17 protein-coding genes are annotated in these 26452 nt (G+C 69.6%); 5 read left to right on the top strand and 12 right to left on the bottom strand.

Features of this window, described 5'->3' with window-relative positions:
* Positions 1 to 80: 80 nt before the first annotated feature.
* From AAD027_RS14480 to AAD027_RS14455, 6 genes are all read right to left on the bottom strand, one after another.
* Positions 81 to 551, bottom strand: a complete 471-nt coding sequence (locus tag AAD027_RS14480; protein ID WP_341726735.1) for a chemotaxis protein CheW — start codon at positions 549 to 551, stop codon at positions 81 to 83.
* Positions 552 to 561: 10 nt separating this feature from the next.
* The gene (locus AAD027_RS14475; protein WP_341726734.1) at positions 562 to 1776 is read right to left on the bottom strand and encodes a chemotaxis protein CheB; all 1215 of its coding nucleotides are present in this window, start codon (positions 1774 to 1776) and stop codon (positions 562 to 564) included.
* Complete coding sequence (locus AAD027_RS14470) at positions 1769 to 7894, bottom strand: Hpt domain-containing protein (RefSeq protein ID WP_341726733.1); 6126 nt, start codon at positions 7892 to 7894, stop codon at positions 1769 to 1771. The genes AAD027_RS14475 and AAD027_RS14470 overlap by 8 nt, the downstream gene beginning before the upstream one ends.
* 90 nt (positions 7895 to 7984) lie before the next feature.
* On the bottom strand, positions 7985 to 10021 hold the full coding sequence (locus AAD027_RS14465) for a methyl-accepting chemotaxis protein (protein ID WP_341726732.1): 2037 nt from the start codon (positions 10019 to 10021) through the stop codon (positions 7985 to 7987).
* Between the two features lie 34 nt (positions 10022 to 10055).
* A complete protein-coding gene (locus tag AAD027_RS14460; protein WP_341726855.1) occupies positions 10056 to 10586 on the bottom strand; it encodes a chemotaxis protein CheW in 531 nt (176 codons plus the stop codon).
* Positions 10587 to 10640: 54 nt separating this feature from the next.
* Entirely contained in the window at positions 10641 to 11042 is a 402-nt protein-coding gene (locus AAD027_RS14455) for a response regulator (RefSeq protein ID WP_056879689.1), read from the bottom strand.
* Positions 11043 to 11288: 246 nt separating this feature from the next.
* Here AAD027_RS14455 and gshB point away from each other — a divergent pair, with 246 nt between their 5' ends.
* Entirely contained in the window at positions 11289 to 12239 is a 951-nt protein-coding gene (gene gshB, locus AAD027_RS14450) for a glutathione synthase (RefSeq protein ID WP_341726731.1), read from the top strand.
* A gap of 195 nt (positions 12240 to 12434) precedes the next feature.
* Entirely contained in the window at positions 12435 to 13310 is an 876-nt protein-coding gene (locus AAD027_RS14445) for a TonB family protein (protein WP_341726730.1), read from the top strand.
* A 24-nt stretch (positions 13311 to 13334) separates the two neighbouring features.
* Here AAD027_RS14445 and tsaB read toward each other — a convergent pair whose 3' ends face one another.
* The 4 genes from tsaB to mrcB all read right to left on the bottom strand — a co-directional run bounded on the left by tsaB (position 13335) and on the right by mrcB (position 19301).
* A complete protein-coding gene (tsaB, locus tag AAD027_RS14440) occupies positions 13335 to 14030 on the bottom strand; it encodes a tRNA (adenosine(37)-N6)-threonylcarbamoyltransferase complex dimerization subunit type 1 TsaB (RefSeq protein WP_341726729.1) in 696 nt (231 codons plus the stop codon).
* Between the two features lie 73 nt (positions 14031 to 14103).
* The gene (yoaA, locus tag AAD027_RS14435) at positions 14104 to 16194 is read right to left on the bottom strand and encodes a DNA repair helicase YoaA (protein WP_341726728.1); all 2091 of its coding nucleotides are present in this window, start codon (positions 16192 to 16194) and stop codon (positions 14104 to 14106) included.
* 96 nt (positions 16195 to 16290) lie between these two features.
* Positions 16291 to 16884: a tetratricopeptide repeat protein gene (locus AAD027_RS14430; protein WP_341726727.1), complete on the bottom strand. Its 594-nt coding sequence runs from the start codon at positions 16882 to 16884 to the stop codon at positions 16291 to 16293.
* Entirely contained in the window at positions 16881 to 19301 is a 2421-nt protein-coding gene (gene mrcB / locus AAD027_RS14425) for a penicillin-binding protein 1B (RefSeq protein ID WP_341726726.1), read from the bottom strand. Before mrcB ends, AAD027_RS14430 begins: the two co-directional genes overlap by 4 nt.
* A gap of 303 nt (positions 19302 to 19604) precedes the next feature.
* Between mrcB and AAD027_RS14420 the strand changes: the two genes are divergently transcribed.
* Together AAD027_RS14420 and AAD027_RS14415 are read left to right on the top strand one after the other, a co-directional pair.
* Entirely contained in the window at positions 19605 to 20744 is a 1140-nt protein-coding gene (locus AAD027_RS14420) for a glycosyltransferase family 4 protein (RefSeq protein ID WP_341726725.1), read from the top strand.
* Complete coding sequence (locus AAD027_RS14415; RefSeq protein WP_341726724.1) at positions 20744 to 22027, top strand: glycosyltransferase; 1284 nt, start codon at positions 20744 to 20746, stop codon at positions 22025 to 22027. Before AAD027_RS14420 ends, AAD027_RS14415 begins: the two co-directional genes overlap by 1 nt.
* Positions 22028 to 22051: 24 nt before the next feature.
* Here the strand turns inward: AAD027_RS14415 and AAD027_RS14410 are convergent, their stop codons facing one another.
* Entirely contained in the window at positions 22052 to 23536 is a 1485-nt protein-coding gene (locus tag AAD027_RS14410; protein WP_425605471.1) for a tetratricopeptide repeat protein, read from the bottom strand.
* Positions 23537 to 23652: 116 nt separating this feature from the next.
* The gene (locus AAD027_RS14405) at positions 23653 to 25809 is read right to left on the bottom strand and encodes a RelA/SpoT family protein (protein WP_341726722.1); all 2157 of its coding nucleotides are present in this window, start codon (positions 25807 to 25809) and stop codon (positions 23653 to 23655) included.
* 76 nt (positions 25810 to 25885) lie between these two features.
* Between AAD027_RS14405 and AAD027_RS14400 the strand changes: the two genes are divergently transcribed.
* On the top strand, positions 25886 to 26407 hold the full coding sequence (locus AAD027_RS14400; RefSeq protein ID WP_341726854.1) for a hypothetical protein: 522 nt from the start codon (positions 25886 to 25888) through the stop codon (positions 26405 to 26407).
* Positions 26408 to 26452 lie beyond the last annotated feature (45 nt).

The following is a 26452-nucleotide window of genomic DNA, read 5'->3' as shown; positions in this document are numbered from 1 at the left end:
CGACGCCACGGCGCGCGATGCAGAATTCAGCCAGGTCCGGGCCGCATGAAAGCCGGGCCGCGAGCGCGGCTCCGGCCGCGTCAGGCCGCCTGCTCCAACGCCTCGCCGATCATCGCCTCGACGGTTTCCAGGTCCGGCAGCGCGGCCGATTCGTCGCCCAGCAGCACGCGCACCTTCACGCCCACCGGCAATTCCTCCTCGGTCGCGTCGGCCAGCAGGCCGTCGCGCGGCACCGACACCAGGCGCGGGAACGAAGGCGTCAGCAGGGCGAAGTACGGGCGGTCCTTGTTGCCGCTCAATGCCTTCAGCACGACGATCTTGCTGTTCAGCGCGACCGCTTCGGACGGGTTGCCGGCCAACCGGCCGAACGCCACCAGCGGCACCGGCCAGCCGTGCCAGTCGATCCGGCCGACCAGCCAGCCGGGCATGTCGGCGATGGGCTCCACCGGCGCGCGGGTGAGCACTTCGGCGACCGTGGCGTTGGGCAGCAGCAGGCGGTGATCGCCAGCCTGGATCAGGACGCCGCGGATTTCGTCGTTGGAATGGGCCATGGTGTGTTCCTCAGAACCAGCGGTCGGTCAGACGTTGCGCCAGTTGCGCCGGCGTTCCCAGTTCGCCGCCGCGCGCGGCCAGCGCCTTGGGCGCGGCCGGGTCGTAGCAGCCATCCTGCGACTGGCCCAGCACGAGTCCGCCGGCGGCCGCCAGCGCGGCGGCCGAATCGACCAGCGCGGTATCGCTGCCGCTGAGCAGCAGCACCGCACTGTCCGGCGGCGGCAGCTGCGCGATCACGCCGCTGATGACGGCGCCGGGACGGAAGCTCACCACCCCGCCATCCACCATCGGCACCACGTCGCCGGGCATCACGTAGATGGTACCGGCGTCGGCCGGCGTGCCCGCTTCGGCCAGCGCGACCGGCATGTGCGCGATGCGCGCCATCTGCCGCACCAGGTTGTCGTAGCGGCCGCCGTCCAGGCGCAGGTGCACCAGCACCGGCTTGGGGAAGCCTTCGGGCAGTTCGATCAGCAGCTTGCGCACGGCGTCGGGGCCGCCGATGCCGGCGAACACCAGCACCGCACCCTGCACGCGCGCCGCGGCGGCGGCGCCGACCGGCTCCAGTTCCACCAGCGACAGTTCCAGCCTGGGCTTGGGCGCTTCGGCCGCGGCCACCGCGGGTTCGGCCGCCAGGTCGGGCAATGGCGGCGGCACGGGTGCGGGCGCTTCCGGCGGCGCGGCATTGCGCAGCCACTGGTCGACATCGACCACCGGGGCGGAATCCGCCGGCGCGCCGGTGGTGAAGGCGAAATCGTCGCGCGGCAGGTCCAGCGCGACGTCGGCGGCTTCTTCCACGTGCAGGCCGAGCTCCGCGTCTTCGTGCAGTTGCGCGGGCGTGACCGGCAGGCCCGGTTCCAGCGTCACTTCCTCTTCGCGGCCGGGCGGCAACACGTCCTGGTGGCCGTGCAGTTTGGCGGACAGATGGCGCGCCCAGCGTTGCGCTTCCCAACCCTGGCGGCGCGCGGCCAGTTCGGCCTCGTCGAAGATCACCGCCACCGACGGGTCGTGCAACACGCTGTCGAAACGTTCCAGGCTGTCCTCGATGGCCGGCTCCAGCGCCACCAGCACCACCTGCGGCGCGCTGTCGCCCAGCGCGGCGCCGTCCAGGCCGTTGGGGTCGTCTTCCAGCACGATCTCCGCGCCGGCCTCGTTCAGCGCCGCGCGCAGGCGCTCGCGCGCCTCGCCCGGGCGCGCCAGCAGGGCGACGCGTTTGGTTTCACTCACGGACACGGGCGATTCCCAGCAGGTCGTACACGTTGCGCATCAGGTCGAGCTCCTGGTACGGCTTGCCCAGGTAGCGCTGCACGCCGATGTCGAAGGCGCGCTGGCGATGCTTGTCGCCGGTGCGCGAGGTGATCATCACGATGGGCACGTCCTTGAAGCGCGGATCGGCCTTCATCGCGGTGGCCAGCTCGTAGCCGTCCATGCGCGGCATCTCGATGTCCAGCAGCATCAGGTCGGGCACGCGCTCTTCCAGCTTCTCCAGCGCTTCGACGCCGTCGCGCGCGGCGGTGACTTCGAAGTTGTGGCGTTCCAGCACGCGGCTGGTCACCTTGCGCATGGTCAGCGAATCGTCGACCACCATCACCAGCGGCACGCGGCGCTGTTCGGTGGCGGCGACCGCCTGGGCGGGCTGTTGCGGTGGCTGGGCCAGGTGGCGGCGCACCAGCGGCGCGGCGTCCAGGATGACCACTACGCTGCCGTCGCCGGTGATGGTGGCGCCGTAGATGCCGGGGATGGAAGCGATCTGCGGACCGACCGGCTTGACCACGATCTCGCGGTTGCCCAGCACCTGGTCCACCGCCACGGCCGCGCGCAGGTCGCCCGCGCGCACCAGCAGCAGCGGCACCTGCGCCTGGCCTTCGGCCTTGGCCGGACTGTGGCCGACCAGGTGCCCGAGGTTGTAGAGCGGATAGTCCTCGCCAGCGTAATGGTAGCCGCCGGTACCGGCCTCGAAGCGCGCGTGGCTGATGCGGCCGATGCCGCTGACCGCCGCCACCGGCACCGCGAACTGCGCTTCGCCGATCTGCACGAACACCGCCTGCGTCACCGCCAGCGTCTGCGGCAGGCGCAGCGTGAAGGTGGCGCCCTTGCCCGGCGTGGAGCGGATGTCGAGCGTGCCGCCGAGCTGGCGCACTTCGTTGTAGACCACGTCCATGCCCACGCCGCGGCCGGCCAGCTGGCTGACCTGGTCGTAGGTGCTGAAACCCGATTCGAGGATCAGCCGGTCCAGGTCGGCATCGGTCAGCACGGCACCCGGCTGGATCAGCCCGCGCTGTTCGGCGCGGCGGCGGATCGCGTCGCGGTTCAGGCCGGCGCCGTCGTCCGACACCTCCAGCACCATTTCCGAGCCTTCGCGGCGCAGCGTGACCTGCACCTTGCCCTCTTCCGGCTTGCCCGCCTTGCGGCGTTCCTTCGGCGTTTCCAGACCGTGCGCGACGGAGTTGCGCAGCAGGTGCTCCAGCGGCGCGGTCATGCGCTCCAGCACGTTGCGGTCCATTTCGCCGTGGGTGCCGGACAGTTGCAGGCTGACCTGCTTGTGGGTGTCCGTGGCGGCCTGGCGCAGCACGCGGCGCAGGCGCGGCACGATGCCTTCGAACGGCACCATGCGCGCGCGCATCAGGCCGTCCTGCAGTTCCGAGCTGACGCGCGACTGCTGCTGCAGCAGGATGTCGTACTGGCGCGTCAGGTCGTCCAGCACGCCCTGCAGGCCGCTCAAGTCGGCGGCCGATTCGGCCAGCGCGCGGCTGAGCTGCTGCAACGTGGAGAAGCGGTCCAGTTCCAGCGGATCGAACGTGGGGTCCTGCTTGTCCTGTTCGCGCTGGTAGCGGGCGACGATCTGCGCCTCGGTTTCCAGGTCCAGGCGGCGCAACTGGTCGTGCAGGCGGATGTTGGTGCGGTCCAGTTCGCCCATCGCGCCGCGGAACGCGCCCATCTGCTGTTCCAGGCGGGCGCGGTAGATCGCCACTTCGCCGGCATGGTTGACCAGGCGGTCGAGCAGGTCGGCGCGCACGCGCACCTGCTCCTGCTGGCCCTGCGGGAAGAACTCTTCTTCCACCGGCGCGGTGAACTCGGTCTCGATGGGCGCGGACAACGGCGTCAGTTCGACCGGAGCGGCCGATTCGGCGGACTCGACCGCGGCGGCGGGCAGTTCGATGCCGCGGGCACGCGCGTTGAACTCGGCGATCATGCCGTCCGGGACCTTCACCGTGCGGCGCGCGGTGACGCGGGCCAGCTGCGCATGCAGCGCATCGAAACCGCGCTCCAGCAACTGGATCGCCGGGCGGTCCATCTCGGTGCGCTGGCCGACGATGGATTCCAGCATCGATTCGATGGCGTGGCCCAGGTCGCCGACGGCATGGATGCCGGCCATGCGCGCGCCGCCCTTCAGCGTGTGCAGGTCGCGCTGCAGGCTGGTGACCAGGGTGCGGTCCTCCGGCGTCTCGCGCAGCTTGGCCAGCAGGTCGTCGGAATGGTCGAGCAGGTCGTTGCCTTCCTCGATGAAGATCTCGACCAGGTCCAGGTCCAGCCCGGTCAGGTCGAGGGCATCTTCCGGCTCCGGCATGTCGGCGGGCGCGCTGGTCACGGCGGACTCCTCGGCTTCTGCGGAGGCGACGACTTCGGGCACGACCTCCTCGACGGTGTCCGCCGGGAGGGCCACGATCGCCTGCTCGGCGACTTCTTCTTCGATGGCCACCGCCTCTTCCGCGGCGGCGGCAGGCTCTTCGAAAACGGGCTCTTCAAGGACAGGCTCTTCAAGAGCCGGCGCGTCGGCCTGCGGCGCGTCTGCGTCCTGCGTGGCCTCCACTTCTTCAGGCGCGGCATCGGCCGGGACTGCGTCGGCGTCTTCGACCGTCGCGGCCGGTTCGACCGGCTCGGCCTCTTCGACCGGCACAGTCGCGGCGGCATCGGCCGCCGCAAGGTCCTCGACCGTTTCGGCGAAGATGGATTCTTCCTGCGTATCCGCGTCCGCCAAGCTCGATTCGTCCGGGGTATCGGCGTCCGTCGAAACCAGTTCGATGACCTGTATGTCGTCCTCGATGGCGTCCGCGATATCCTCGGCGGCATCGTCGTCTTCGCTGGCCAGCTCGATGGTCTCGAAGCCGGCTTCGCCGACATCCAGCGCATCGGTTTCGCCGATCTCCAGCGCCGGCGCATCGTCCACCACGATCGTCGAGGCCGCTTCGGCATCCGCCGCCACGATCGAAGCGTCATCCGCCGGCGCATCGGCGGAATCCAGCACGATCTCCTCGACCACCAACGTGTCGTCGCCAACGGTTCCGGTTTCCGGGATGTCGTCGGCGGAAGGCGTCGCGGCGACCTCTTCGACTGGCGGCGGCGCGGCGGCCTCGGTAGCTGCGCGCTCGGGCGCCCGGCGCGGCAGGATTTGGTATTCGATATCGAAGAAGGTCACGCCCTGCGCGGCAGGCGCGGCGGTTTCGGCAGGCGTCGCCGGTCCGGTCACGGTGGCGGCGGCATCTTCGGCGCCTTCCGCCCCGTCCGGCGTCTCGACGCCGGCGACCGCCAGGCCGTCGATGGGCGCGACGGTGTCCCGCACCGGCGCATCGTCGACACGCTGCGTCCCGCCCGCGCCGCTGGCAGCGGTCGTATCCAGGTAGGCCGACAGGTCCATCGCGGCCAGTTCGATGCCGGCGGGCGCCAGCGGCGGCTCGATGGACGGCATCTGTTCGGTGTAGGTGCTCTGGTGCGTGTCGTCGACGATCTGCGCGCCGCTGCGCGGCTCGGGCAGGCTGTCGCGCAACGCGGCCAGCCGGCCGGACAGCGCGGCGAACACCGGGATGCGCGGCGACGGCGCCTGCAGCGCGGCCACGCTGCGGCGGATCGCCTGCGCGGTGTCGGCCAGTGCGGCGACGCCTTCCGGCGTGGGCGTCTCGCCCGTCGACAGCAGGCGCTTGATGTATTGCTCGGCCGGGCCGGTGACTTCGGTGACCTCGGGCACGTCGGCCATCGCCAGCGCACCGTTCATGGTGTGCACGGCGCGCAGCAGGTCCTCGGTGACCGGCAGCGTGTCGACCTGCGCCTTCTGCAGCCAGGTATCGACCGTGTCCAGGTGGTTGTCGACTTCGGTTTCCAGGATCTCGCGCAGCACCGCGTCCACCGATGCGGGCGTGCCTTCGATCACCGGCTCGAACACCGCCGGCGCGTCCTCGACGACCGGCGCGGCCGCGATCGGGGTTTCCGGCTCGATGAAGTCGTCGTCGGCCAGCACACTGGGTTGCGCGCTCGCGCTGTAATAGGCGTCTTCGCCCGCGGCCAGGCGGTCGGCCACGTCCTGCAGGCCGGCCAGGTCGGCGGTGACGCTGCCCTGGCCGCGCAGGGCGGCGTTGAGCTGCGGCAGCGCCTCGCAGGCCTGCTCCAGGAACACCTCGACGGCATGGCTGGGCGTGCGCGAGCGATCCAGCACGCGGTTGAGCATGTTCTCGATCTTCCAGCTGAACTCGCCCAGCGTCTTGGCGCCCACCAGGCGACCGCTGCCCTTCAGCGTGTGGAACACGCGCCGGATCGGCCGCAGGCGTTCCAGGTCCTCGGTGTTGCTGCGCCAGACCGGCAGCAGCTGGCGGAGGTTGACGATTTCCTCGTCGAACTCCTCGAGGAAGACATCGCGGATCTCGTCGTCGATATCGACGGCATCGCCGTCGAAACCGCCCAGCGTGGCGGCGGGAATCGCGGCCGCGGCCGCGGCGACTTCGTGGCGCAGGTCGGGCATGTCCGATGCCGCGAAATCGTCGGCTTGCGTGGACGCGTCCGTGGCGAAGGCGAAGGCGTCGTCCGGCTCGGTTGCAGTGGCTTCGGCGGGTTCCTGCGTCTCCGGCGTTTCGACGGCGTCGAACGTGGTGTCGAGGGTGAAGGCACCGACCGATGCCGCGTCCGCCAGGACGTCTTCCTCGAAGCTCACCGGATCGAACGGATTGCCCGCTGGCGCGGACGCCGGTGCGGCGTCCTGCGGCTCCGGCGACGCGCTGGTGAATGCGGGCGCCTGTTCGGCGACGGCCACCGTCTCCTGCACCGGGCTGGATGCGGGTTCGACGGCAGCGGGCACCGGGGCGGCGACGGGCTCGGGCGCGGCTTCGGCCGGCAGCGGCCAGTAGCGCAGCGTTTCCAGGCTGCCGCGGGTGATCTCCAGGATGTCTTCGCGGTTGGGGCGACGCTCGCGCAGCGCCTCCAGGTAGTACTCCAGGCTGGCCATCGCGTCGGCCAGCGTGTCCAGTTGCTGGCCGCCGGGCACGCGCTTCTTGCCGATCAACTCCTTGTCGACGTACAGGCGCACGCCGATCACGTAGTCGCTGGCCTGGGCCAGTTCCAGCATGCGCAGCGCGCCGGCCACTTCGTCCAGCAGGCGCGGCACGTCGGCCAGTTCGGCGTGGTCCCAGTTGGTCTCGATGAAGGCGACGAAGCGTTCGCGCGCACCGGCGAAATTGATGATGGCTTCCTGCGCCAGCACTTCCACCGTGCGCTGCGATTCGGCGGTGCTGGGGTCCGGCGCACCGTCGCCGGCCGTGCCCAGGCGCGCCACCTGGTCGTCCAGCGAAGCGTCGACGTAAAGCAGGGCGCCCGCCACGTCGAGCAGCGTGCCCTCGTCGGCCGGACGCTGGCCGGCGACGACTTCGCGCAGGGTGTCGCGCTGCTGCACGACCACGTCGCGCGCCATGCCCAGGCCCATCATGCCCAGCGTGTCGGCCACGTTGCCCAGTTCGGCGACCTGCGGCTCCAGTTCGTGCGCATCGTTGCCGGTGCGCAGATGCAGGTCCAGCGCGTCCTTCACGCGCAGCAGTTCTTCCTTCACCGCGTTGCCCACGGTGTCCAGCAGCTCGCGGTTGCGGCCGCTCAGGCTGCTGCGTGCGTGGTCGATCTCGGCCTCGCTGGGCGCGGCGGCATCGGCCTGCGTGCCCGGCGGGAACAGCATGCTTTCGTTGATCAGCGAGGCGCCGCGCGCGGCGCGGATCTCGTTGAGCAACGGCAGCAGCACGATGGGAATGTCGCGATGGCCTTCCTGCAGGCGCTCCAGGTAGTCCGGCAGCAGCACGGCGCCGCGCATCAGCGTGGAGCACGCTTCGTCGCGGTCGGCGGTGTTGCCCTCCTGCAGGGCCTGCGACAGCAGTTCGAGTTCCTCGGCGACCATCGCCGGGGCGTACAGTTCGACCATCCGCAGCGTGCCCTGCACCTGGTGCAGGTAGCCGGCGCAGAAGCGCATGCGGCTGGTGTCGGTGGGCGCTTCGACGAAGGATTCGATTTCCTGCCGCACCAGGCGCAGGGTTTCGTCCAGCTCGGGCTTGACCCAGCCGAGGACCGCGTGGCTCATCGCTTCGCGCAGCGCGCTCATGGGCGCGCTCCCGCGGCGATGGCGGAACCGTCGGCCTCGCGCTGCTGGCGGGCGGGATGGACAAGGAGGTTCATGCAGTGATTCCCGTCCTCAACCCGGCAGCTTGAAGTCGGCGACCGAGCGGCGCAGGTCGGCGGCCAGTTGCGCCAGGTGGCCGATGGACTCCGCCGTCTGCCCCGCGCCCAGCGAGGTCTGCGAGGTGATCTGGCGGATCACGCCCATGGTCTGGGTGATGTCCAGTGCCGCCGAGGACTGCTGCTGCGCGGCGCTGGAGATGTTCTTGATGAGGTTGTTGAGGTCGTGGGACACGCGCTCGATCTCGCCCAGCGCGGTGCCGGCGTCCTCGGCCAGGCGCGCGCCGGACACCACTTCGGCGGTGGTCTGCTCCATCGAGCTGACCGCTTCGTTGGTGTCGGCCTGGATGGTCTGCACCAGCGATTCGATGCGGCGGGTGGCGCCGGAGGTGCGTTCGGCGAGGCGCTGCACTTCGTCGGCCACGACCGCGAAACCGCGGCCCGCTTCGCCGGCCGAGGCCGCCTGCACGGCCGCGTTGAGCGCCAGGATGTTGGTCTGTTCGGAAATGTCGTTGATCAGTTCCACCACCGAGCCGATTTCCTGCGACGACTCGCCCAGGCGCTTGATGCGCTTGGAGGTTTCCTGGATCTGGTCGCGGATCTGGTCCATGCCGCGGATGGTCTCGCGCACCACGCCGGCGCCCTCGGTGGCGATCTGCACCGAGCGCTGCGCCACTTCGGCCGATTCGGTGGAGTTCTTCGACACCTGGTCGATGCTGGTCGCGATTTCGCTGATGCGGTCGGAGGCGGTGGTGATCTGGTCGGCCTGGTGGCCGGCGGCCTCGGCCAGCTGCAACGCGGTGGCCTGGGTTTCCTGGGTGGACGCCGCCACCTGCACCGAGGTGTCGTTGATCGTGGTCACCAGGTTGCGCAGTTCGTCCACGGCGTAGTTGATGGCGTCGGCGATGGCGCCGGTCATGTCTTCCGTCACCGAGGCCTTCACCGTCAGGTCGCCTTCGCCCAGCGAACTGATTTCGTCCAGCAGCCGCATGATCGCCTGCTGGTTGCGGCTGTTGTACTCCACCTGCGTCTGGTAGCGCACTTCCTGCTCGCGCTGGCGGGTGCGGTACAGCGACCACAGCAGGCCGACGATGGAGATCAGCGCCAGCACGCCAGAGGCGATGCCCAGCCAGAAATTGGGGAAGAAGCGCGTGTCGCGCGCCGAGCCGAACGCCGAGAACGCCTGGAACAGATTGGTGCTGTCCTGCAGCATCTGGCCCGAGCCGTTGGTCAGCGCCGCTGCCGCCGCCTGCGCGGCGAACAGGTTCTTGGAACTGGCCAGGATCGCATCCAGGTCCTTCTTCATGTTGATCCACAGCGTCTGCGATTGTTCCAGCGCCGACAGCGCGCCGGCATTGCGCACCGCGGCGATGCCCAGGTCGGCGTTGCCGTCGCGCAGGCCGTCCAGCACCTGGCCGAACAGCACGGCGTCGCGGCCCAGCGCGTCGCCGGCGGTGGCGGCACCCGCGCCACCGGCGCGGATTTCCGTCACGCGACGGGCCATGGTGCCGGCCAGCACGACCTGTTGCAGCGCGCTGTAGATCTGCGACGATGGCGCGCCACCGGCGGACATCGCCCGCACCACTTCATTGAGCTGCGCCTGCAGCTGCGGCACCTGGGTGGCGAAGCGGTCGGCGTTGCCGGCCAGCGCCAGCACGGCGGCCTCGGAGGTGACGATCTGGTTGGCGCTCCTGCCCAGCGGCGCCCAGGTGGCGGTCAGCTTGGACAGCGGCCCGGACACGGTGCCTTCGCTCCCGAAACGGCTCTGCAGCTGGCCGACGGTGGACTCGATGGACTGCTTGGTTTCCTTGAACGCCTTGAACGCTTCCGCGTTGCCGGCCACCGCCTCCCTGCCCTGGTTGGCCAGCTGCTGCGACAGCACGCGCATGTCCGATGCGCCGGTGCTGGCGCCGGACAGGCGGCTGCCCTGGTACGTGGCGACGCCGGTATTGGCGCCGAAGACCAGTACCGACAACGCCAGCAACAGCAACCAGAAGCTGTTGCCGAAACTGCCGATCTTGCTGGCGCTGGGAGAATCCGTCGCGGTGCTCATCGTTCGACCCCTGAAATTTCAAATGTTCCCGCGCTCACAGCGCGGCTTGACGGAACTCTGGCGTCCGCGCCAGCAACGCCAGCGCGAACACACCCCAATGCTGATCGTCGCTGCGGAAGGCGCGATCGATGAAATGGCCGTAGCGGCCTTCGGCCAGTTCCCCCGGCTCGACCTGCTGCGATTCGTGGAAGCTGCGCTGGCCGTACAGTTCGTCGATGGTCAGCGCCACGTCGCCGCCGGCCTGGCGCATGACCAGCACGCGCTGGCCCTCGTGCAGCACGGTGCGCTCGCCTTCCAGGAACTGCTTCAGGTCCACCACCGGGAACAGGTTGCCGCGCAGGTTGCCGATCCCCAGCAACCACGGCTGGCCGCCCGGCACCGGCGTGACCGGCGGCATCGGCACGATTTCCACCACTTCCCCGAAGTTGGAAATCAGCCGGCGCTTGCCGACGCGGTAGCCGACGCCGCGGTACTGGTCCTGCGCCACTTCGCGCGCGGGCTGCAGCACGGCGTGCGCCAGGCTGCGGCGCTCGTATTCGGCAAGCGTATCGAACGGTGTGCGGATCATGGCCCGCCCCCTGTGCACTCAGTGCGAATGGTTGCCACGGCGCCAGCCCGCTCAGGTGCTGACGTGGGCGCGGATCGCGTCGAGGAGTTCCTCGCGCGTGAACGGCTTGGTCAGGTACTGCTCCGAGCCGACGATGCGGCCGCGCGCCTTGTCGAACAGGCTGTCCTTGGAGGACAGCATGATGACCGGCGTGGACTTGAACACCTGGTTGTTCTTGATCAGCGCGCAGGTCTGGTAGCCGTCCAGGCGCGGCATCATGATGTCCACGAAGATGATCTGCGGTTGCTGGTCGGCGATCTTGGCCAGGGCCTCGAAGCCGTCCGTCGCGGTCACGACCTCGCACCCTTCGCGTTTGAGCAAGGTTTCCGCGGTGCGGCGGATGGTTTTCGAGTCATCAATCACCATGACCCGTAGGCCGTTGAGTCCGCCGGCCTGGCCTTCATTCTGCGTCATTACCTTATTTTCCCCGTGCGCGCGGCGCTTCTTCGACGAACCGGCCCCGCTGCGTTGCTACTTATATCCCAGCCACGCCACACACTGTCAAGCCACGCCTTGGCGCGCCCCCAAGCTGAATGGCGCGATGCGAACTGCGTCGCACTTTTTGGCCGGCCCCGGACCGACAGCGTTCCACTCCTGCGCCGGGTCGCGCGTGCGCGGCCTGCTAACATCCCCGCGTCTTCCGCAAGACCCTCCTCACCCATGCCGCTGGACGTCGTCGTCGTCATGGACCCCATCGGGTCCATCAAGATCGCCAAGGACACCACCTTCGCCATGCTGCTGGAAGCCCAGCGGCGCGGCCACCGCCTGCATTACGTCATCCCCGGCCGGCTGGCGCTGCGCGACGGCGTGGCGGTGGCGCAGGCAGCCCCGCTGACCGTGAAGGACGACAAGGCCGGCTGGTACACGCTGGGCGAGGCGCGGGAACTGGCGTTCGGCCCCGGCCAGGTGGTGCTGATGCGCAAGGACCCGCCGGTGGACGAGGAATACCTGTACGACACCCATGTGCTGGGCATCGCGCAGCAGGCCGGCGCCTTGATCGTCAACGACCCGCAGGGCCTGCGCGACTTCAACGAGAAGCTGGCCGCGCTGCTGTTCCCGCAGTGCTGCCCGCCCACCCTGGTCAGCCGCGACCCGGCCGCGCTGAAGGCCTTCGTGGCCGAACACGGCGAAGCCGTGCTGAAGCCGCTGGACGGCATGGGCGGCCGCTCGATCTTCCGGGTGAAGGCCGGCGATCCCAACACCAACGTCATTCTGGAGACGCTGGTGGGCGACGGCCGGCTGACGCTGGCGCAGCGCTTCATCCCCGGCATCAAGGACGGCGACAAGCGCGTGCTGCTGGTCGACGGCGAGCCGGTGGACTATGCGCTGGCGCGCATCCCGCAGGGCGACGAGTTCCGCGGCAACCTGGCCGCCGGCGGCCGCGGCGAGGGCCGTCCGCTGAGCGAACGCGACCGCTGGATCGCCGCCCAGGTCGGCCCGGAAATGAAACGCCGCGGCATGCTGTTCGTCGGCCTGGACGTGATCGGCGACTACCTGACCGAAGTCAACGTCACCAGCCCCACCTGCGTGCGCGAGCTGGATGCGCAGTACGGGTTGAACATCGCCGCGCAGTTGTTCGACGCGATCGAAAGACGAATTTCCAGCACATGATCGCCTTCGATGCCGGCTCGATCCCTTCTTCCCCCGGAAGAAGCGGCCCCGGAGGGGCGGATGAGGATGAGGTGAAATCCGTGGCGTCCGTGTCATCCGGATTCCGCCGGACTCTCACCCCAATCCCTCTTTCCCACGGGGACTTCCTTCCCCACGGGGACTTCCTTCGGTCGCCGGCGGGAGAAGGGCAATAGCATGTCCGCGGTACCGGCCACTCCGCCGAAGATCGGCGCCAACGAGCGACTGGGCGCCACGCTGGCGCTGTCCTTGATCGTGCACGGCCTGCTGGTGCTGGGGGTGGGTTTCGCGCTGGACGACGCCGCGCCGGTGATGCCCACGCTGGACGTGATCCTCAGCCAGACGCAGACGCCGCTGACGCCGAAGGAAGCCGACTTCCTGGCCGCCGCCAACCAGGAGGGCGGTGGCGAACACGACCAGGCCAAGCGCCCGCGCGACAGCCAGGCCGGCTGGATCCCGCAGCCGGAAACCGGCCTGGCGCCGCAGCCGTTGCGCGCGCAGACGCCGCAAGCCGTACCGCCGCCGGAAAGCCGCGTGGTCACCACCCGCGACAGCGACCTCACCACGCCCACGCCGGAAACCCGCCCGCAACCGGACCAACCGGAATTGCCGCAAGGCGAGCTCAAGGTGCAGCGCGACGCCGAGATGGCGCGGCTGGCGGCCGAGTACCACCTGCGCTCCGAGTTGTACGCCAAGCGGCCGAAACGCAAGTTCGTCTCGGCCAGCACCAAGGAATACGCGTACGCCAACTACCTGCGCGCGTGGGTGGACCGCGCCGAGCGCGTCGGCAACCTCAACTACCCCGACGAAGCGCGCCGCAAACGCCTGGCCGGCACGCTGGTGATCAGCGTGGCCGTGCGCAAGGACGGCAGCGTGGAGCAGACCCGCATCATCCAGTCCAGCGGCATCCCGCTGCTGGATTCCACCGCGCTGCGCATCGTCAAGCTGTCCGAGCCCTTCCCGCCCCTGCCGGACACCGGCGAGAACGTGGACGTCCTGCACGTCACCCGCACGTGGAACTTCCTGCCCGGCGGCGAAGTGCGCGATGAGTAGCCTCCCCGCCCAGGCGAAGGCGGCTCACCGCGAGGCGCGCAGCGCCTTCTGTTCTTCCAGCGTCAACGCGACGTTGTTGCGCAGGTAGGCCGGTTCCACCCGCTCCGGCGCGATCGCTTCGCCGTGTGCGTAGGCCTGTGCGGCCAGGCGCGCGAGGTCGGCCGCGTGTGGCAGCACGGTGGCGTCGATATGGGTGAAGCGCTCGGCCAACCGGATCTGCAGGGCGCCTTCGGCGGCGGCGAAGCCGGTGCCGACGCCGTGCCAGTCTTCGTCGTCGCCGGCCAGCGCGTAGTCGGCGGGCGCGATGACGGATTCCGGCGACGTGGCTTCCAGGGCATCGCCATCGCGGATGAAGGTGCCGGCGTAGATTTCGCCCATGCGCGCATCGATGGCGGCGAGGATGCGCGTACCGTTGGCGCGCGCGGCCAGCACCGCCAGCGTGGACACCGGCACCAGCGGCCGATCCAGTGCCAGCGCGATGCCCTGCGCCAGCGCGATGGCCAGGCGCACGCCGGTGAACGCGCCGGGACCGCGGCTCAGCGCGATGGCATCCAGTTGCGAACGCGCGATGCCGGCTTCTGCCAGCAACGCCTCCGCCCAGGGCAGCGACAGTTCGGCATGGCGGCGAGGCGCGACCTCGAAACGCTCGCGCACCTCGCCGTCGACGTAGACGGCGACGGAACAGGCTTCGGTGGCGGTTTCGAACGCGAGCAGCTTCATTTCGGGATTCGGGATGACCAGCCATTCGGCTGTTGAAAGACGGGATTCGGGAACCAGCATACCCGTGCGGCGATCAGAATCGCGCGGCGGCGTACCAGTCGGAGGCATCCGGTGCGGCAGGCGCATCGTCGCCGTCGTCGTCGGTCGCGGGCGTGACGCCGAAGAAAGCCTGCACGTCCTGCACGCGGCGGGTCCGCGAGAACGGCGGCAGCGAATCCAGGAACACGCGGCCGTAATGCTTGCCGGTGATGCGCGGGTCGCACAGCACCAGCACGCCGCGGTCGGTCTCGCTGCGGATCAGCCGGCCCACGCCCTGCTTCAATGCGATCACCGCCTGCGGCAACTGTTCGTCGCGGAACGGATTGCCGCCGGCACGACGCACCGCTTCCAGCCGCGCCTCGAACACCGGGTCGTCCGGCGCGGCGAACGGCAGCTTGTCCACCACCACCACGCTCAAGGCATCCCCCACCACGTCCACGCCCTCGCGGAAGCTGGCCGCGCCCAGCAGCACGCCGTTGCCGGATTCGCGGAAGCGTTGCAGCAGGGTGGCGCGCGGCGCCTCGCCCTGCACGAACAGCGGCCAGGGCGCGTCGCGCAGGGTTTCGGCCGCCTCGCGCAACGCACGGTGCGAGGCGAACAGCAGGAAGGCACGGCCCCTGGAGGCTTCCAGCACCGGATACAGCGCCGCGATCAGCGACGTGCCGTAGCCCTGGGCATTCGGGTCCGGCAGGCCGGTGGGCAGGTAGCACAGCGCCTGCCGTGGCCAGTCGAACGGGCTGGGTTGCAGCAGCGTGGGCGGATCGTCCAGCCCCAGCCGCGTGGCGAAGTGATCGAAACGGCCGCCGACCGCCAGCGTGGCCGAGGTGAACACCCAGGCCGCGCGCGACTGTTCGCGATGCTGGCGCAGCGGGCCGGACACGTCCAGCGGCGTGCGCTGGCAACGGAAACCGCGCTGGGTCAGTTCGTACCACAGGACGTCGGTGGAACCGGGATTCGGGATTCGGGATTCGGGATTCGAAGAAGCAGTGGATCCCGTGGCGTCCGCGGCCGCTTTCTCCAGTCCCGAATCCCCAATCCCCAATCCCGGCTCCTCCCGCCACCGCGACAGCCGTGAGGCGAACTCCTTCGCGCGCGCGGCGCAGGCTTCCAGGCCGACGGAGGTATCCGCCAGCGGCGCCAGCGCGGCGGACAATTCGCCCAGCGAGGCGAGCAACGTATCGAAACCGGCACCGACGTCGGGCTTGGCCAGCGCGCGTTCGCGCGTGCCGCGTACCGGCAGCCCTTCCATCGCCGCGCGCAGTTCGCGCAGCGCCTGTTCCAGCGCGCGCACCGGCGCTTGCAGCACGGCCAGCGAGCCGGCCACGTCCTTGCACTCGGCCAGGCAGTCGCGCGCCAGTTCCTGCAGCGGGCGCATGCCGAAGCCTTCGCCGAAGAAATTCGCGGCCAGCTCCGGCAACTGGTGCGCCTCGTCGATGACGAAGGCCTGCGCGCCCGGCAGGATTTCGCCGAAGCCTTCCTGCTTCAACGCCAGGTCGGCCAACAAGAGATGATGGTTGACCACCACCACGTCGGCGGCCTGCGCACGCTGGCGCGCCTGCACGACGAAGCAGTCTTCCCAGAACGGGCAGTCGCTGCCCAGGCAGTTGTCGATGGTGGAGGTGACCATCGGCAGCAGCGGCGAGTCTTCCGGCAGCGCGGCCAGTTCCGCCATGTCGCCGAACTGGGTGCGCCCGCCCCACGCGACGATGCGCTGGAACTGGTCGACCTGCTCGCGGCTGGTGAAGCGCGGCTCGCCCTTGGCCTGCTGCAGGCGGTAGCGGCACAGGTAGTTGCTGCGGCCTTTCAGCAGCGCCGATTTCAGGCCCACGCCCAACGCCTCGCGCACGCGCGGCAGGTCGCGGTGGTAGAGCTGATCCTGCAGCGCGCGGGTGCCGGTGGACACGATGGTCTTCAACCCGGACAGCAGCGCGGGCACCAGATAGGCGAAGGTCTTGCCGGTGCCGGTACCGGCTTCGGCCAGCAACACGTTGCGCGAGTCGAAGGCGTCGGCGATCGCCGCCGTCAGGCGTTGCTGGGCGGCGCGCGGGGCGAAGGCTTCGAGGCGGGTAGCCAGTGCACCGCCCTCGCTGAGGGCTTCACGGCTGGCCTGGGCGAGCTGGCTCATGGGTTGCGGGTTCTTGGTTCCTGGTTGCCGGTGGCGAGCGATGAGTCGATCAGTCAACCATGGACCAGTCACCCGGAACCGGCAACCGTCCCCGCACTACATCCGCTCGATCACCGGCACCGTGCACGCATCGCGCTGGCGCTCGGCGTCGGCGATGGCCGCGTCCTGCGCGGCCGCTAGCGCCGCATGTTCCGCGGCATCCTCCGGACTGTGGCGCGCGGGCAGCGGAGCCATCACCGCCCGCTGGTGCTGGCGTACCTGGCGCACGGTTTCCCAATGCTGGCGGCACAGTGGGCCGACCTGCGAACCCAGCTGGAAGGCGCGCTGGGCCAGGGTCTCGGCGCGCGCGTAGTCGTGCTGCAGCAGCGCCACTTCGGCGCGCTCCTGCAGCACGGCGGGATCTTCCGGCACGATCAGGATGGCCTGGTTCAGCGCCTCGGCGGCGGTGGCGTAATCGCGCGCGGCCAACGCCTGCCCGGCCTGCTCGCGCAGGTCCTCCACCTGCGGGTCGCGCAGCGGCTGCACGGCCAGTTCGCGGTCGTCCTGGCCGGCGGCGGCGCGGATGGCGGACACGCGCTGTTCGGGTGCGACCGGATCGCTCGCCGGGGGGATCGCGGGAATCGGCGCGGACACGCAGCCGGCCAGCAGGACCGTCAGCGCGAACGTCAACAGGAAATGATCGGATTTCATCGTTGCGGTGGTGGTGGGGGAGTTTCGTTCTCGGCCTGCGGCGCGGGCTCGTCCTTCCTATCCAGGCTGAACCAGCTTCGCCAGCCGCCGCCTTGCGATTGTTCACCCTCGACCGCAGGCTGTTCAATCACGCAGGCGGCATAAGGCGGGGCGGAACCGGATACGAAGGGCAACTGGCGCGCGCCGGGGCAGCCGGCATCGGTGGCGTTGGAACCCACCACCCATTGCCAATCCAGGCCCTTGCCGGACACCTTGAGCGGCGCGCTGGGCAGGCGCGCGAACAGGCCCGACCACACGCGCATGGCGCCGGTCGCCCCGTACAGGCCAGTCTGTTCGTTCTGGTCGTTGCCCATCCACACCACGGCCAGGTGGTCGCCGGTATAGCCGGCGTACCAGCTGTCGCGGCCGTCGTTGCTGGTGCCGGTCTTGCCGGCCGACTGCAGGCGGCCCAAACCGTCGTTGAGCAACTGGCGGCCGGTGCCGTTGGCGACCACCTGCTGCAAGGCCACGCTGATGAGGTTGGCGGCGATGGAATCGCCTTCCTGCGCCGGCGCGGGCGTCTTGTCGTAGCGCTTGAGCAGCTTGCCGCTGGGGTCCAGCACGCCACGCACCGCATGCAGCGGCTGGATCTCGCCACCGGAAGCGAGGAACTGGTAGAGCTGCGCCATCGCGTACGGGCTCTGGTCGGTGGCGCCGAGGATCAGGGCCGGATTGGGCTCGGCCTGGATGCCGGCCAGCACGCGGAGCAACTGCGCCAGCCGGTCCGGGTCCACCTTCATGCCCACCCGCACGGTGGCCTGGTTGTAGGAATGCGCCAGCGCATCGACCAGCCGCACGCTGCCGTGGCTGCGGCGGTCGGAGTTGGCGGGCGTCCAGCGCCTGTTCTTGCCCAGTTGCACGGTGACCGGCGAGTCGTCGACCCAACTGGCCAGCGAATAGTCGTCCGGCTGCGCCAGCGCCAGCAGGTAGACGAACGGCTTGAGCAGCGAGCCGACCGGCCGCTGCGCCTCGACGGCGCGGTTGAAGCCGGGCTCGGACACCTGCCGGTTGCCGACCACGGCCAGCACGTCGCCGTCGTGCACGTCGGTGACCACCATGCCCACCTGCAACGGCGGGCGGCGCGCGTTGTCCAGCGATTTCAGCGTGCGCGTCACCGAGGCCTCGGCGTAGGCCTGCGCCGAGGGCGACATGCCGGTGAGCACGGTCAGGCCGGCACCCTGCAGCGCGCTTTCCGGATAGTCGCGGGCCAGTTGCCGGCGCACCAGGTCCACGTAGGCGGGAAAGCGGTTGGCGGCGGCCATGCCCGGCGTCTGGGTCACGCCCAGCGGCGCGGCGCGGGCGCGCTTGTGTTCGGCATCGTCGATCAGGCCGGTCTCGCGCATCTTGTCCAGCGCCAGGTTGCGGCGCGCCAGGGCGCGCTCCGGGTTGCGGCGCGGGTCGTAGTACGAGGGCCCTTTCACGATGCCGATCAGCAGCGCGATCTGCTCGGTGGTCAGGCTGTCGAGGTCGCGGCCGAACCAGAATTCAGACGCGGCCGACACGCCGTGGATCGCCTGGCCGCCGCGCTGGCCCAGGTAGACCTGGTTGAAATAGGCCTCGAGGATGGTGCGCTTGTCGTAGCGCGCGTCCAGGATCAGCGCGTAGAGGATCTCGTTGAACTTGCGGCTGGGCGTGACTTCCTTGCCGATGCCCAGAAGGCCGCTGCGCGCCAGCTGCTGGGTCAGCGTGCTGGCCCCCTGCCGCGTCTCGCCGCCGGAGCGCACCGCCAGCCACACCGCGCGGACCATGCCGCTCAGGTCGATGCCGTGGTGGTCCTTGAAGTCGCGGTCCTCGACCGCCTGCAGGCCGGTGACCAGCAGCTCCGGCACCTCTTCCAACCGCACCAGCCGGCGCTCTTCCTGCTTCTGGCCGTACAGCGTGGCGATGCGGGCCGGGTCCAGCCGCGCCGCCTTGAGGTTCTGCTTGCGCGCCACGTCGCGCACGCTGGCCACGCGCCCCCCGGACAGGACGACCTGCAACTGACGCGGCGCCACGCGGCCATCCACGTCGATGTAGCCGCGGCTGGAAATGGTGAACCGCCCGCTCTCGTGGGCATAGGTTCCCGGACGCACGCCGGCGCCGTCGTCGCGGTAGGACGCGGCATCCAGTTCGGTCTTCAGGGTCTGCGCGTCCATCGCCAGCCCCGGGGCCAGTTGCAGCGGCCGCGCATAGACGCGGGTGGGGATCTGCCAGCGCAGCTCGCCGAAGCGCTGGGTGACCTGGTGGTTCAGGTACAGCGTGTACGGGATCAGGAAGCCCAGCCCCAGCCCGACCGCCGCCAGGCCCCACGTCAACAGCCGCTGGCGCCAGACCGGCACGCCGTCGTGGTCGATATCGTCTTCGTCCTGGTCTTCGTCGTCGTAGTCGTTGCGGGCCACAGGGGATGCGACAATGGGAATTCGGGCGAGTCTAGCGCAGTACCGAAACCCTCGCCCGGCCCCATTTCCTGCCAATTCAGATTGAGCTGCGTGCCCGCCCTGATCCGCTACTACCTCCGCAATGCGCTGTCACAGATCCATCGCGCACGGGTGATGCTCCACTCCAGAGGAATTCGCGGACTGATGGCCCGATGGAGACAGAAGCCGGTTCAAGGCCCGTCGCCGTCCCCTGCAAGTGCGAGTCGTCCGGGGTTATCCGCACACCTCACTGCCGCTGGCGAAAACGGGCTCCGGGTACTGTGGGTGGACGAGCGCCTGCCCGATCCAAGCCGGGACTCGGGATCGTTGAGAACGTTCAATCTGATGCGCCTGATGCGCACGATGGGCCATACCGTCCATTTTCTCCCTACGAAGGGGCGATTCGAGGACCCGCTTGCCCCTCAGTTGCATGACATCGGAGTGGGGCTGCCCCATGGCATGAGCGCCACCCACTCCGCTTCGGCTCCTGCCTGGCTGAGGCGGCACGCCGGTGATTACGACGCCATCATCGTCAGCCGTTACCACCTGGCCTGGTCCTGGCTGCCCTTCCTGCGCAGCGCTTTCCCCCGGGTTCTCCGCATCCTGGATACCGTCGACCTTCATCATCTGCGCGAATCGCGGGAAGCGGCGGCGAAAAGCAGTCGCCTGCTGGCCTGGGCCGCACGCGGCACGCGCCGACGCGAACTGGCCGCCACGTCGCACGCCGATGTGACGTGGGTGGTGAGCGATTCGGAGAAGAGGCTGCTGGCCAAGGCATTGCCCTCGGCGCGCGTCCGGGTAGTGTCCAACCTGCACCAGCTGCCCGCCTCGGTCCCCGGATACGAACAACGCCGCGACCTGGTCTTCGTGGGGGGCGCGCAGCATCCGCCCAACGTCGATGCCGTGCACTGGTTGCTGACGGACATCTTCCCCCGCGTCCGGCGATTGTTGCCGGACTGCCGGCTGCACCTGGTGGGTGCCGGCCTCCGCGAGGCCACCGCCCACCTCGCCACGGTCGACGGCGTGCACCTGCATGGTCATGTACCCACGTTGGACAGCCTGTTGGAAGGCAGCCTGGTGGGGCTGGCGCCGCTCCGGTTCGGTGCGGGCGTCAAGGGCAAGGTCAACCAGTACATGGCCCATGGCATTCCCACGGTGGGCACGCCGATGGCCACCGAAGGCATGGGCCTGACGCACGGCGTGGATGTCATGGTCGCCGAGGACGCCGACCAGTTCGCGGCGGCCGTCGTCCAACTGCACGCGGACCCGCGGCTCTGGCGGCAAATTTCCGAACATGGATTGAAGAACGTGAGCCGCCACTTCTCCGCCGAAGCCGCCGCCCCTGAAATCGTCGCCACGCTTTCCGGCAGGCGTACCGGGCCGGCACCGCCGGCCGACCGGCCAGGAAACGGGACGACGCGCTGATGCACGTGCTGTTGATCGCCTACGAATTCCCTCCCAGTCCATCGCCGCAATCGCTGCGCTGGGCCTATCTCAGCCGTCACCTTGCCGCACGGGGACACCGGGTCACGGTGCTCACGATCCATCTCGGCGGTCGGGCGATCGGCCTTCCCGACATCCCGCCCTCCATTGGCGTGCACCGGACGTACGCCGGGCCCGTGCGCGGCACGCTGGCCGCATTGCGCGACCGGAAATCGCGCAGGCAAGCGCCATCGCGCCTGGACGCCGCGGGCGGCGGCGAAGCGTCGCGCCATAGTGGCCATGGCTGGAAGCAAGCGCTTTCCGATGGCCTGCAAGGTCTGGCCGCCAAGGTGGTTTTCCCGGACGTCAGGGGCGAATGGTTTCCCTGGGCGCGCCGTCGCCTGCTTTCGTTGCTGGAGACCGATCGCCCTGACGTGGCGATCAGTTCCCATGAACCGGCCACCACGCTCGAACTGGGATTGATGGCACGCGAACGCGGCGTACCGTGGATCGCGGACCTGGGGGATCCCGTGCTCGCGAGCTACACGCCGGCACGCTGGCGGCGACGTTCGTTCCGACTGGAACAGGCCGTGTGCCGGCAAGCCGACCACATCATCGTGACCACGCCCACGGCGGCCGGACTGCTGGCCGACAGGCACCAGCGCCATGAACGCGTCAGCGTGCTGACGCAGGGATTCGAATCCGCGACCGGATTCGATGGAACGGCCCCATCCATCGACTTCGATCCTGGCCGGCTCGAGCTTCTCTACACCGGCAGCTTCTACAGCTTCCGTCGACCGGACGAGCTGCTGCGGGCGCTGGCCGCCCATCCCGGCGTACGCCTGAACGTCGCCGCGGTCACTGTGCCGGAAGAACTGCTGGAGGCGGCACGCCGGTTGCCGTCGCAGGTCCGCCTATTGGGCTTCCTGCCCCACCGTCGTGCGCTCCAACTGCAACGCGGCGCCGATGTCCTGGTCAACATCGGCAACCAGGATCCTGCCCAGGTCCCCGGCAAGATCTACGAATACCTGGGATCGGGACGTCCGATTCTTCACCTGGGCACCGATGACGACGCCATCAGCCGACTGATCGGACAATTGAAACGCGGATGGAACTGCGAGAACCACGCCGCGGCCGTCAGCCGCTGGATGGAGGACACGGCCCAGGCCAAGACGGATGGCAGCCTCGATCAGGGGCTGGACCTGACCGGGGATCGGATCGCTGAGTATTCGTGGGAAAGGCTTGCGTCAAGATTGGAAGCCATTGCCCAATCGCTTCTGCGCTGACCGCGGTAAACCTAGTTCTCCACGTCACTGCGCGGCCTGCGCACTGGTCACCCGCGCCGCGAACGCCTCCAGCCCCGGCGCTTCCGCATCCAGCGCCCTGGCCTCGGCCAATGCCTGCGCGGCGAAGGCCACCTCGCCCGCGCCGAGGCGTTCGCCGCCCACCGCGATCCATTTCTCCGCCAGCCGACGGCGTGCGCCCGCCAATTCGGGAGCCGTCGGCTGCAGTGCCTGCCACGCCTGCAGGCAGGCCTGTGCGCGGCGGATGCGATTGCCCCGCAGTTCGTCCTCGAAGCACCGCCGGGTCGCGGGCAGCAGGCGCGTCGCGGCCTGCCGGACTGCGGGATGGTCGGGCGCCAGTGCCTGGGCGGCGCGCAGCTTGTCGTAGGCGCTGTCGCCCGGCGGCGTCAGCCACTGGCCCCGCGCTTCGGCCTGCGCCATCTGGGCAAGCAGCACGCGTACGCGGTCGTCGCGTTCCCGCGCCGGCAGGGAGGAATCCAGCCGCGCCTGCGCCTGTCGCCCACGCATGATGCTTTGTTCGGCCTCGGCGACCTGCGGCGACTGCGGGGCCAGCGTGCGGGCCTGCGCCAGGTCCGCCAGCGCCTGCTCGAAACGGAAATCGGCGGCCTTCTGCATGGCGGTCCGCGCATGGGCGATGCCGACCTGCTCGATGCCCTGGCGCGCCTGGGCGTCGTCCGGCGATACGGCCACCACGGCCTGATAGCCTTCCAGCGCCTGCGCCAAGCGGCCTCGCCGCAGATCGCGGTCGGCCTGTTGTCGCCTGGACTCCAGCGCGCGGGCCAGCGCCGCCTGCGCCCCGGGGAGATCGACGTGCCCCGGATCGTATTCGCGCGCCTGTGCGATCAGGTCGGCAGCCGGTTGCACGTCTCCCTTCGCCAGTTGTTGTCCGGCCTGTTGCAGCAAGTCGGACAGCGCATCCTCCCGCCCTTCCAGCGCGGCCAGGTGCGAAGGTTGCAGCGCGAGGACGCGCCGGTACAACGGCAGCGCGGCATCTTCCGAACCGACCAAGCGGCCGGCCTGCTGGGCCTGTTGGGCCGCCTGCACGAATCCTTCGATGCCCGCGTGTTCGCTCTCGCGTGCGCGCAGCCGCGCGGCGACCTCATCGGCCGGCGCGCGCGGCACCTGCAGGTCGCGCGCCAGCGCCAGCAAGGCGCGGGTTTCCTCGAAGCGGTTCTGTTCCAGCGCCTTGCTGGCCTGCAACAAGGCCGCCTGTCCGACGCGCTGCAATCCGGTGATCGCCTCGCTGCGATCGTTGTCCAGCGCCTGGGCGGCTTCGTAGAGCTGGCGTGCGCCGGTGCCATCGGCGGCATCCAGCCGCCCCTGCTGCAGTGCTTGGCCGGCCTGGTCGAGCAGTTGCTGCACCCGCGTTTCCGGCCACAGCGCATCGGCCAGCGGTCGCCTGAACACCACCACCAGGATCGACAGCACGAGAAGACACGCCAGCCCCCACCGCCACGCGCTCCCACGGACGCGCCGCGTCTCCGCGGGCATGGAGCGCGCGGGCGAACGCGGCGCCAGCGGGCGACCCTCCAGAGTGGGTTCGATGCGACGTCCCTGGCCCGGCGTACGGCTTTCCTGATCCTGCGTCACCGGAACAGGATACCGATTCAGGCTGAACGTCGTGCCTCTTCCACCCCGGGCAGCGCATCGAGTTTGCCCAGCAGCGTGGAAAGCTGGCCGAAGTCGGCCACCTTCAACCGCAGGCGCAGGCGCACCCGGCCGCTGGCCCGCGTGTTCTGGCTGTTGATGTCCAGCACGTTGGCGTCTTCCTGCGCGATCAGCGTGGTGATGTCCTTCAGCAGCCACTTGCGGTCGATGGCGGCGATCTGCACGTCCACCTCGTAGCCGCCGCTGGCCTGGCCCCATTCCACCGGCAGGACGCGGGGGGGATTGGCGGCGGCCAATCGCACGAACGACGCGCAGTCGGCGCGGTGCACGGTGACGCCGCGGCCGCGCGTCAGGTAACCGGCGATCGGCTCGCCCGGCACCGGCTGGCAGCAGCGGGCGAGCTGCACCAGCAGGTTGCCGACGCCCTGCACGGTGAACTTCGACCTGGACGGCGGCGGCGCGCGTTTGGGCGCCCGCCTTGCCGGCAAGGCGGGCGTGGCGGGCGCCGCAACGGCGCGCTGCTCCTCGTGCAGCGCGCGCCCGATCTGGTGCGGCCCCACGTCGCCCAAGGCCACCTGGATGTACAGGTCGTCGATGCTGTCGGCATGGAATTTCTTCGCCACGCCGGACAGGTCGGACTGGTGCAATCCCAGGCGCTTGAGCTCCTTCTCCAGCAATTCGCGCCCGGCCTGCAGGTTGCGGGTGCGGTCCAGCTTGTGGAACCACGCGCGCACCTTGTCGCGCGAACGGCCGCTGGCGAGGAAGCCGTTGGCCGGCAACAGCCAGTCGCGCCGCGGCTCGGCCGTCTTCGACGTGAGTATCTCCACCCGGTCGCCGCTGCGCAGCGCATGGTTCAGCGGCACGATGCGGCCGTTGACCTTGGCGCCGCGCGTGCGGTGTCCCACCATGGTGTGCACGTGATAGGCGAAGTCGAGCACGGTGCCGCCCCGCGGCAGGTCCACCACCTCGCCCTTCGGCGTCAGCGCGTAGACGCGGTCCTCCACCAGTTCGGCGTCCAGGTCCCCGGCCAGCGCGCCGTCGCCGGCGGCGCCTTCGGCCGCGCTGTCCAGCAACCTGCGCATCCACGCGATCTTGCGGTCGAACGCATCGCCGGCGGACTTGCCTTCCTTGTACTTCCAGTGCGCGGCCACGCCCAGTTCGGCCTGCGCATGCATCTCGTGCGTGCGGATCTGCACTTCCAGCGTGCGCCCTTCCGGGCCTACCACGGCGGTATGCAGCGAGCGGTAGTCGTTGGCCTTGGGGCGGGCGATGTAGTCGTCGAACTCGCTGGGGATCGGCACCCACAGCGCGTGCACGACGCCCAGCGCGGCATAGCAGGCCGCCACGTCGTCCACGGCGATGCGCACCGCACGCAGGTCGTACAGCTCGTCGAACATCACCTGCTTGCGCTGCATCTTCCGCCAGATGCTGTAGATGTGTTTCGGCCGCCCGCTGATGTCGGCGGCGATGCCGTTTTCCCGCATCGCCCCGCGCAGCGTGTCGATCACGGCCGCGATGTAACGCTCGCGGCCCGTGCGCTTCTCGTCCAGTTGCGCGGCGATCTGCCTGTAGGTGTCCGGCTGCAGGTAGCGGAAGGCCAGGTCCTCCAGCTCCCACTTCAGCTGCCAGATACCCAGCCGGTTGGCCAGCGGCGCATGGATGTCGCGGGTCAAGCGCGCCAGTGCCTGGCGCTCTTCCGGAGGCAGCGTGCCGGCGGCCCGCATCCGCGCCAACTGGCGCGCCAGCAACACCGGCACCACGCGCAGGTCGCGCACGATGGCCAGCAGCAGCCGGCGCAGGCCCTCCGAGTTCGCTCCTCTCGCCTGCTCGGCATGCAGCGCCCAGACCTGCGCCGCCGCGGCCTGGCCTTCGATCAAGTCCGCCAGACCGGGCGAGGATCTGGACAGATCGGCCATCACCGCCGGCTGCACGGCCGGCAGGCCGAACAGCAGCGCCGCCGCGACCACCTCGCCATCGGCCGACAAGGCGGCCAGCGTGTCCAGCGTGTCGGCCAGCACCGGCAGCGGGTCGCGCATGCCCTCGGCCGCGTCCACGTCCTGGGCCGCGGTTTCGATCGCCTGCCGCATCGCGGGCGTCAACGCCGCGACGGCGGATCGCTGCAACAACGTGGCAATGTCGTGGCCGGGAGTGTTCATGGAGTGCGGGCATGCGGCCATTCGCCGCCGGAATGACTACACTACCGGCCAGTCGCCCACAGGAACAGCCACGAAGATGACCCGCTTGTTTCTATCCATCGTACTTCTGACCGCCTCGTCCTGGGCATTCGCGCAGGACACGTCCGCCGAAGCGCGTTTCGGCAACCTGCGCGAAGCCATGACCGAGGCCGAGTTCAAGGCGGCCGGCCTGGACAAGCTGAGTGCGGCCGAACTGGCGGCGCTGGATGCCTGGCTGCAGCGGAAGGTCAGCACCGAAACGGCCGTGGCCGTGGAGCAGGTGCGCGAGCGGGCCAGGGAGGAAGGCCGCAAGGCGGTGGTGGACGAGAACCGCGGCTTCTTCCATTTCGGTTCCACCGATCCGATAGAAAGCAGCATCGCCGGGGAATTCACCGGATTCGGCAAGGGCAGGCAATACACACTGGAAAACGGCCAGGTCTGGGAGCAGACTGACAATGCCCAGCTCGCCGGTGTCCGCCGCAGCTCCCCCAAGGTCAGCATCAAGCCCGGCATAGTGGGCGCTTGGTATCTGCGCATCGAAGGCTCCAATTCGACGGCCAAGGTCCAGCGCATCAAATGAACGGACGCGCTGGCCCGATCTCTTTCGTTTCACGCAGAACGTGAT

The sequence above is a fragment of the Pseudoxanthomonas putridarboris genome (assembly GCF_038321125.1).
Taxonomy (GTDB): domain Bacteria; phylum Pseudomonadota; class Gammaproteobacteria; order Xanthomonadales; family Xanthomonadaceae; genus Pseudoxanthomonas_A; species Pseudoxanthomonas_A putridarboris.
Note: the sequence above shows the minus strand (reverse complement) of the source record. Positions and strands in the feature narration are given on the sequence as shown.

Coding starts and splice junctions, on each gene's coding strand:
- gshB (WP_341726731.1), top strand. CDS start 11,289: ATGCCGCTGGACGTCGTCGTCGTCATGGACCCCATCGGGTCCATCAAG.
- AAD027_RS14410 (WP_425605471.1), bottom strand. CDS start 23,536: ATGCCCGCGGAGACGCGGCGCGTCCGTGGGAGCGCGTGGCGGTGGGGG.
- AAD027_RS14400 (WP_341726854.1), top strand. CDS start 25,886: ATGACCCGCTTGTTTCTATCCATCGTACTTCTGACCGCCTCGTCCTGG.
- AAD027_RS14470 (WP_341726733.1), bottom strand. CDS start 7,894: ATGAGCGCGCTGCGCGAAGCGATGAGCCACGCGGTCCTCGGCTGGGTC.
- AAD027_RS14405 (WP_341726722.1), bottom strand. CDS start 25,809: ATGAACACTCCCGGCCACGACATTGCCACGTTGTTGCAGCGATCCGCC.
- AAD027_RS14465 (WP_341726732.1), bottom strand. CDS start 10,021: ATGAGCACCGCGACGGATTCTCCCAGCGCCAGCAAGATCGGCAGTTTC.
- AAD027_RS14430 (WP_341726727.1), bottom strand. CDS start 16,884: ATGAAATCCGATCATTTCCTGTTGACGTTCGCGCTGACGGTCCTGCTG.
- yoaA (WP_341726728.1), bottom strand. CDS start 16,194: ATGAGCCAGCTCGCCCAGGCCAGCCGTGAAGCCCTCAGCGAGGGCGGT.
- AAD027_RS14415 (WP_341726724.1), top strand. CDS start 20,744: ATGCACGTGCTGTTGATCGCCTACGAATTCCCTCCCAGTCCATCGCCG.
- AAD027_RS14445 (WP_341726730.1), top strand. CDS start 12,435: ATGTCCGCGGTACCGGCCACTCCGCCGAAGATCGGCGCCAACGAGCGA.
- AAD027_RS14455 (WP_056879689.1), bottom strand. CDS start 11,042: ATGACGCAGAATGAAGGCCAGGCCGGCGGACTCAACGGCCTACGGGTC.
- tsaB (WP_341726729.1), bottom strand. CDS start 14,030: ATGAAGCTGCTCGCGTTCGAAACCGCCACCGAAGCCTGTTCCGTCGCC.
- AAD027_RS14480 (WP_341726735.1), bottom strand. CDS start 551: ATGGCCCATTCCAACGACGAAATCCGCGGCGTCCTGATCCAGGCTGGC.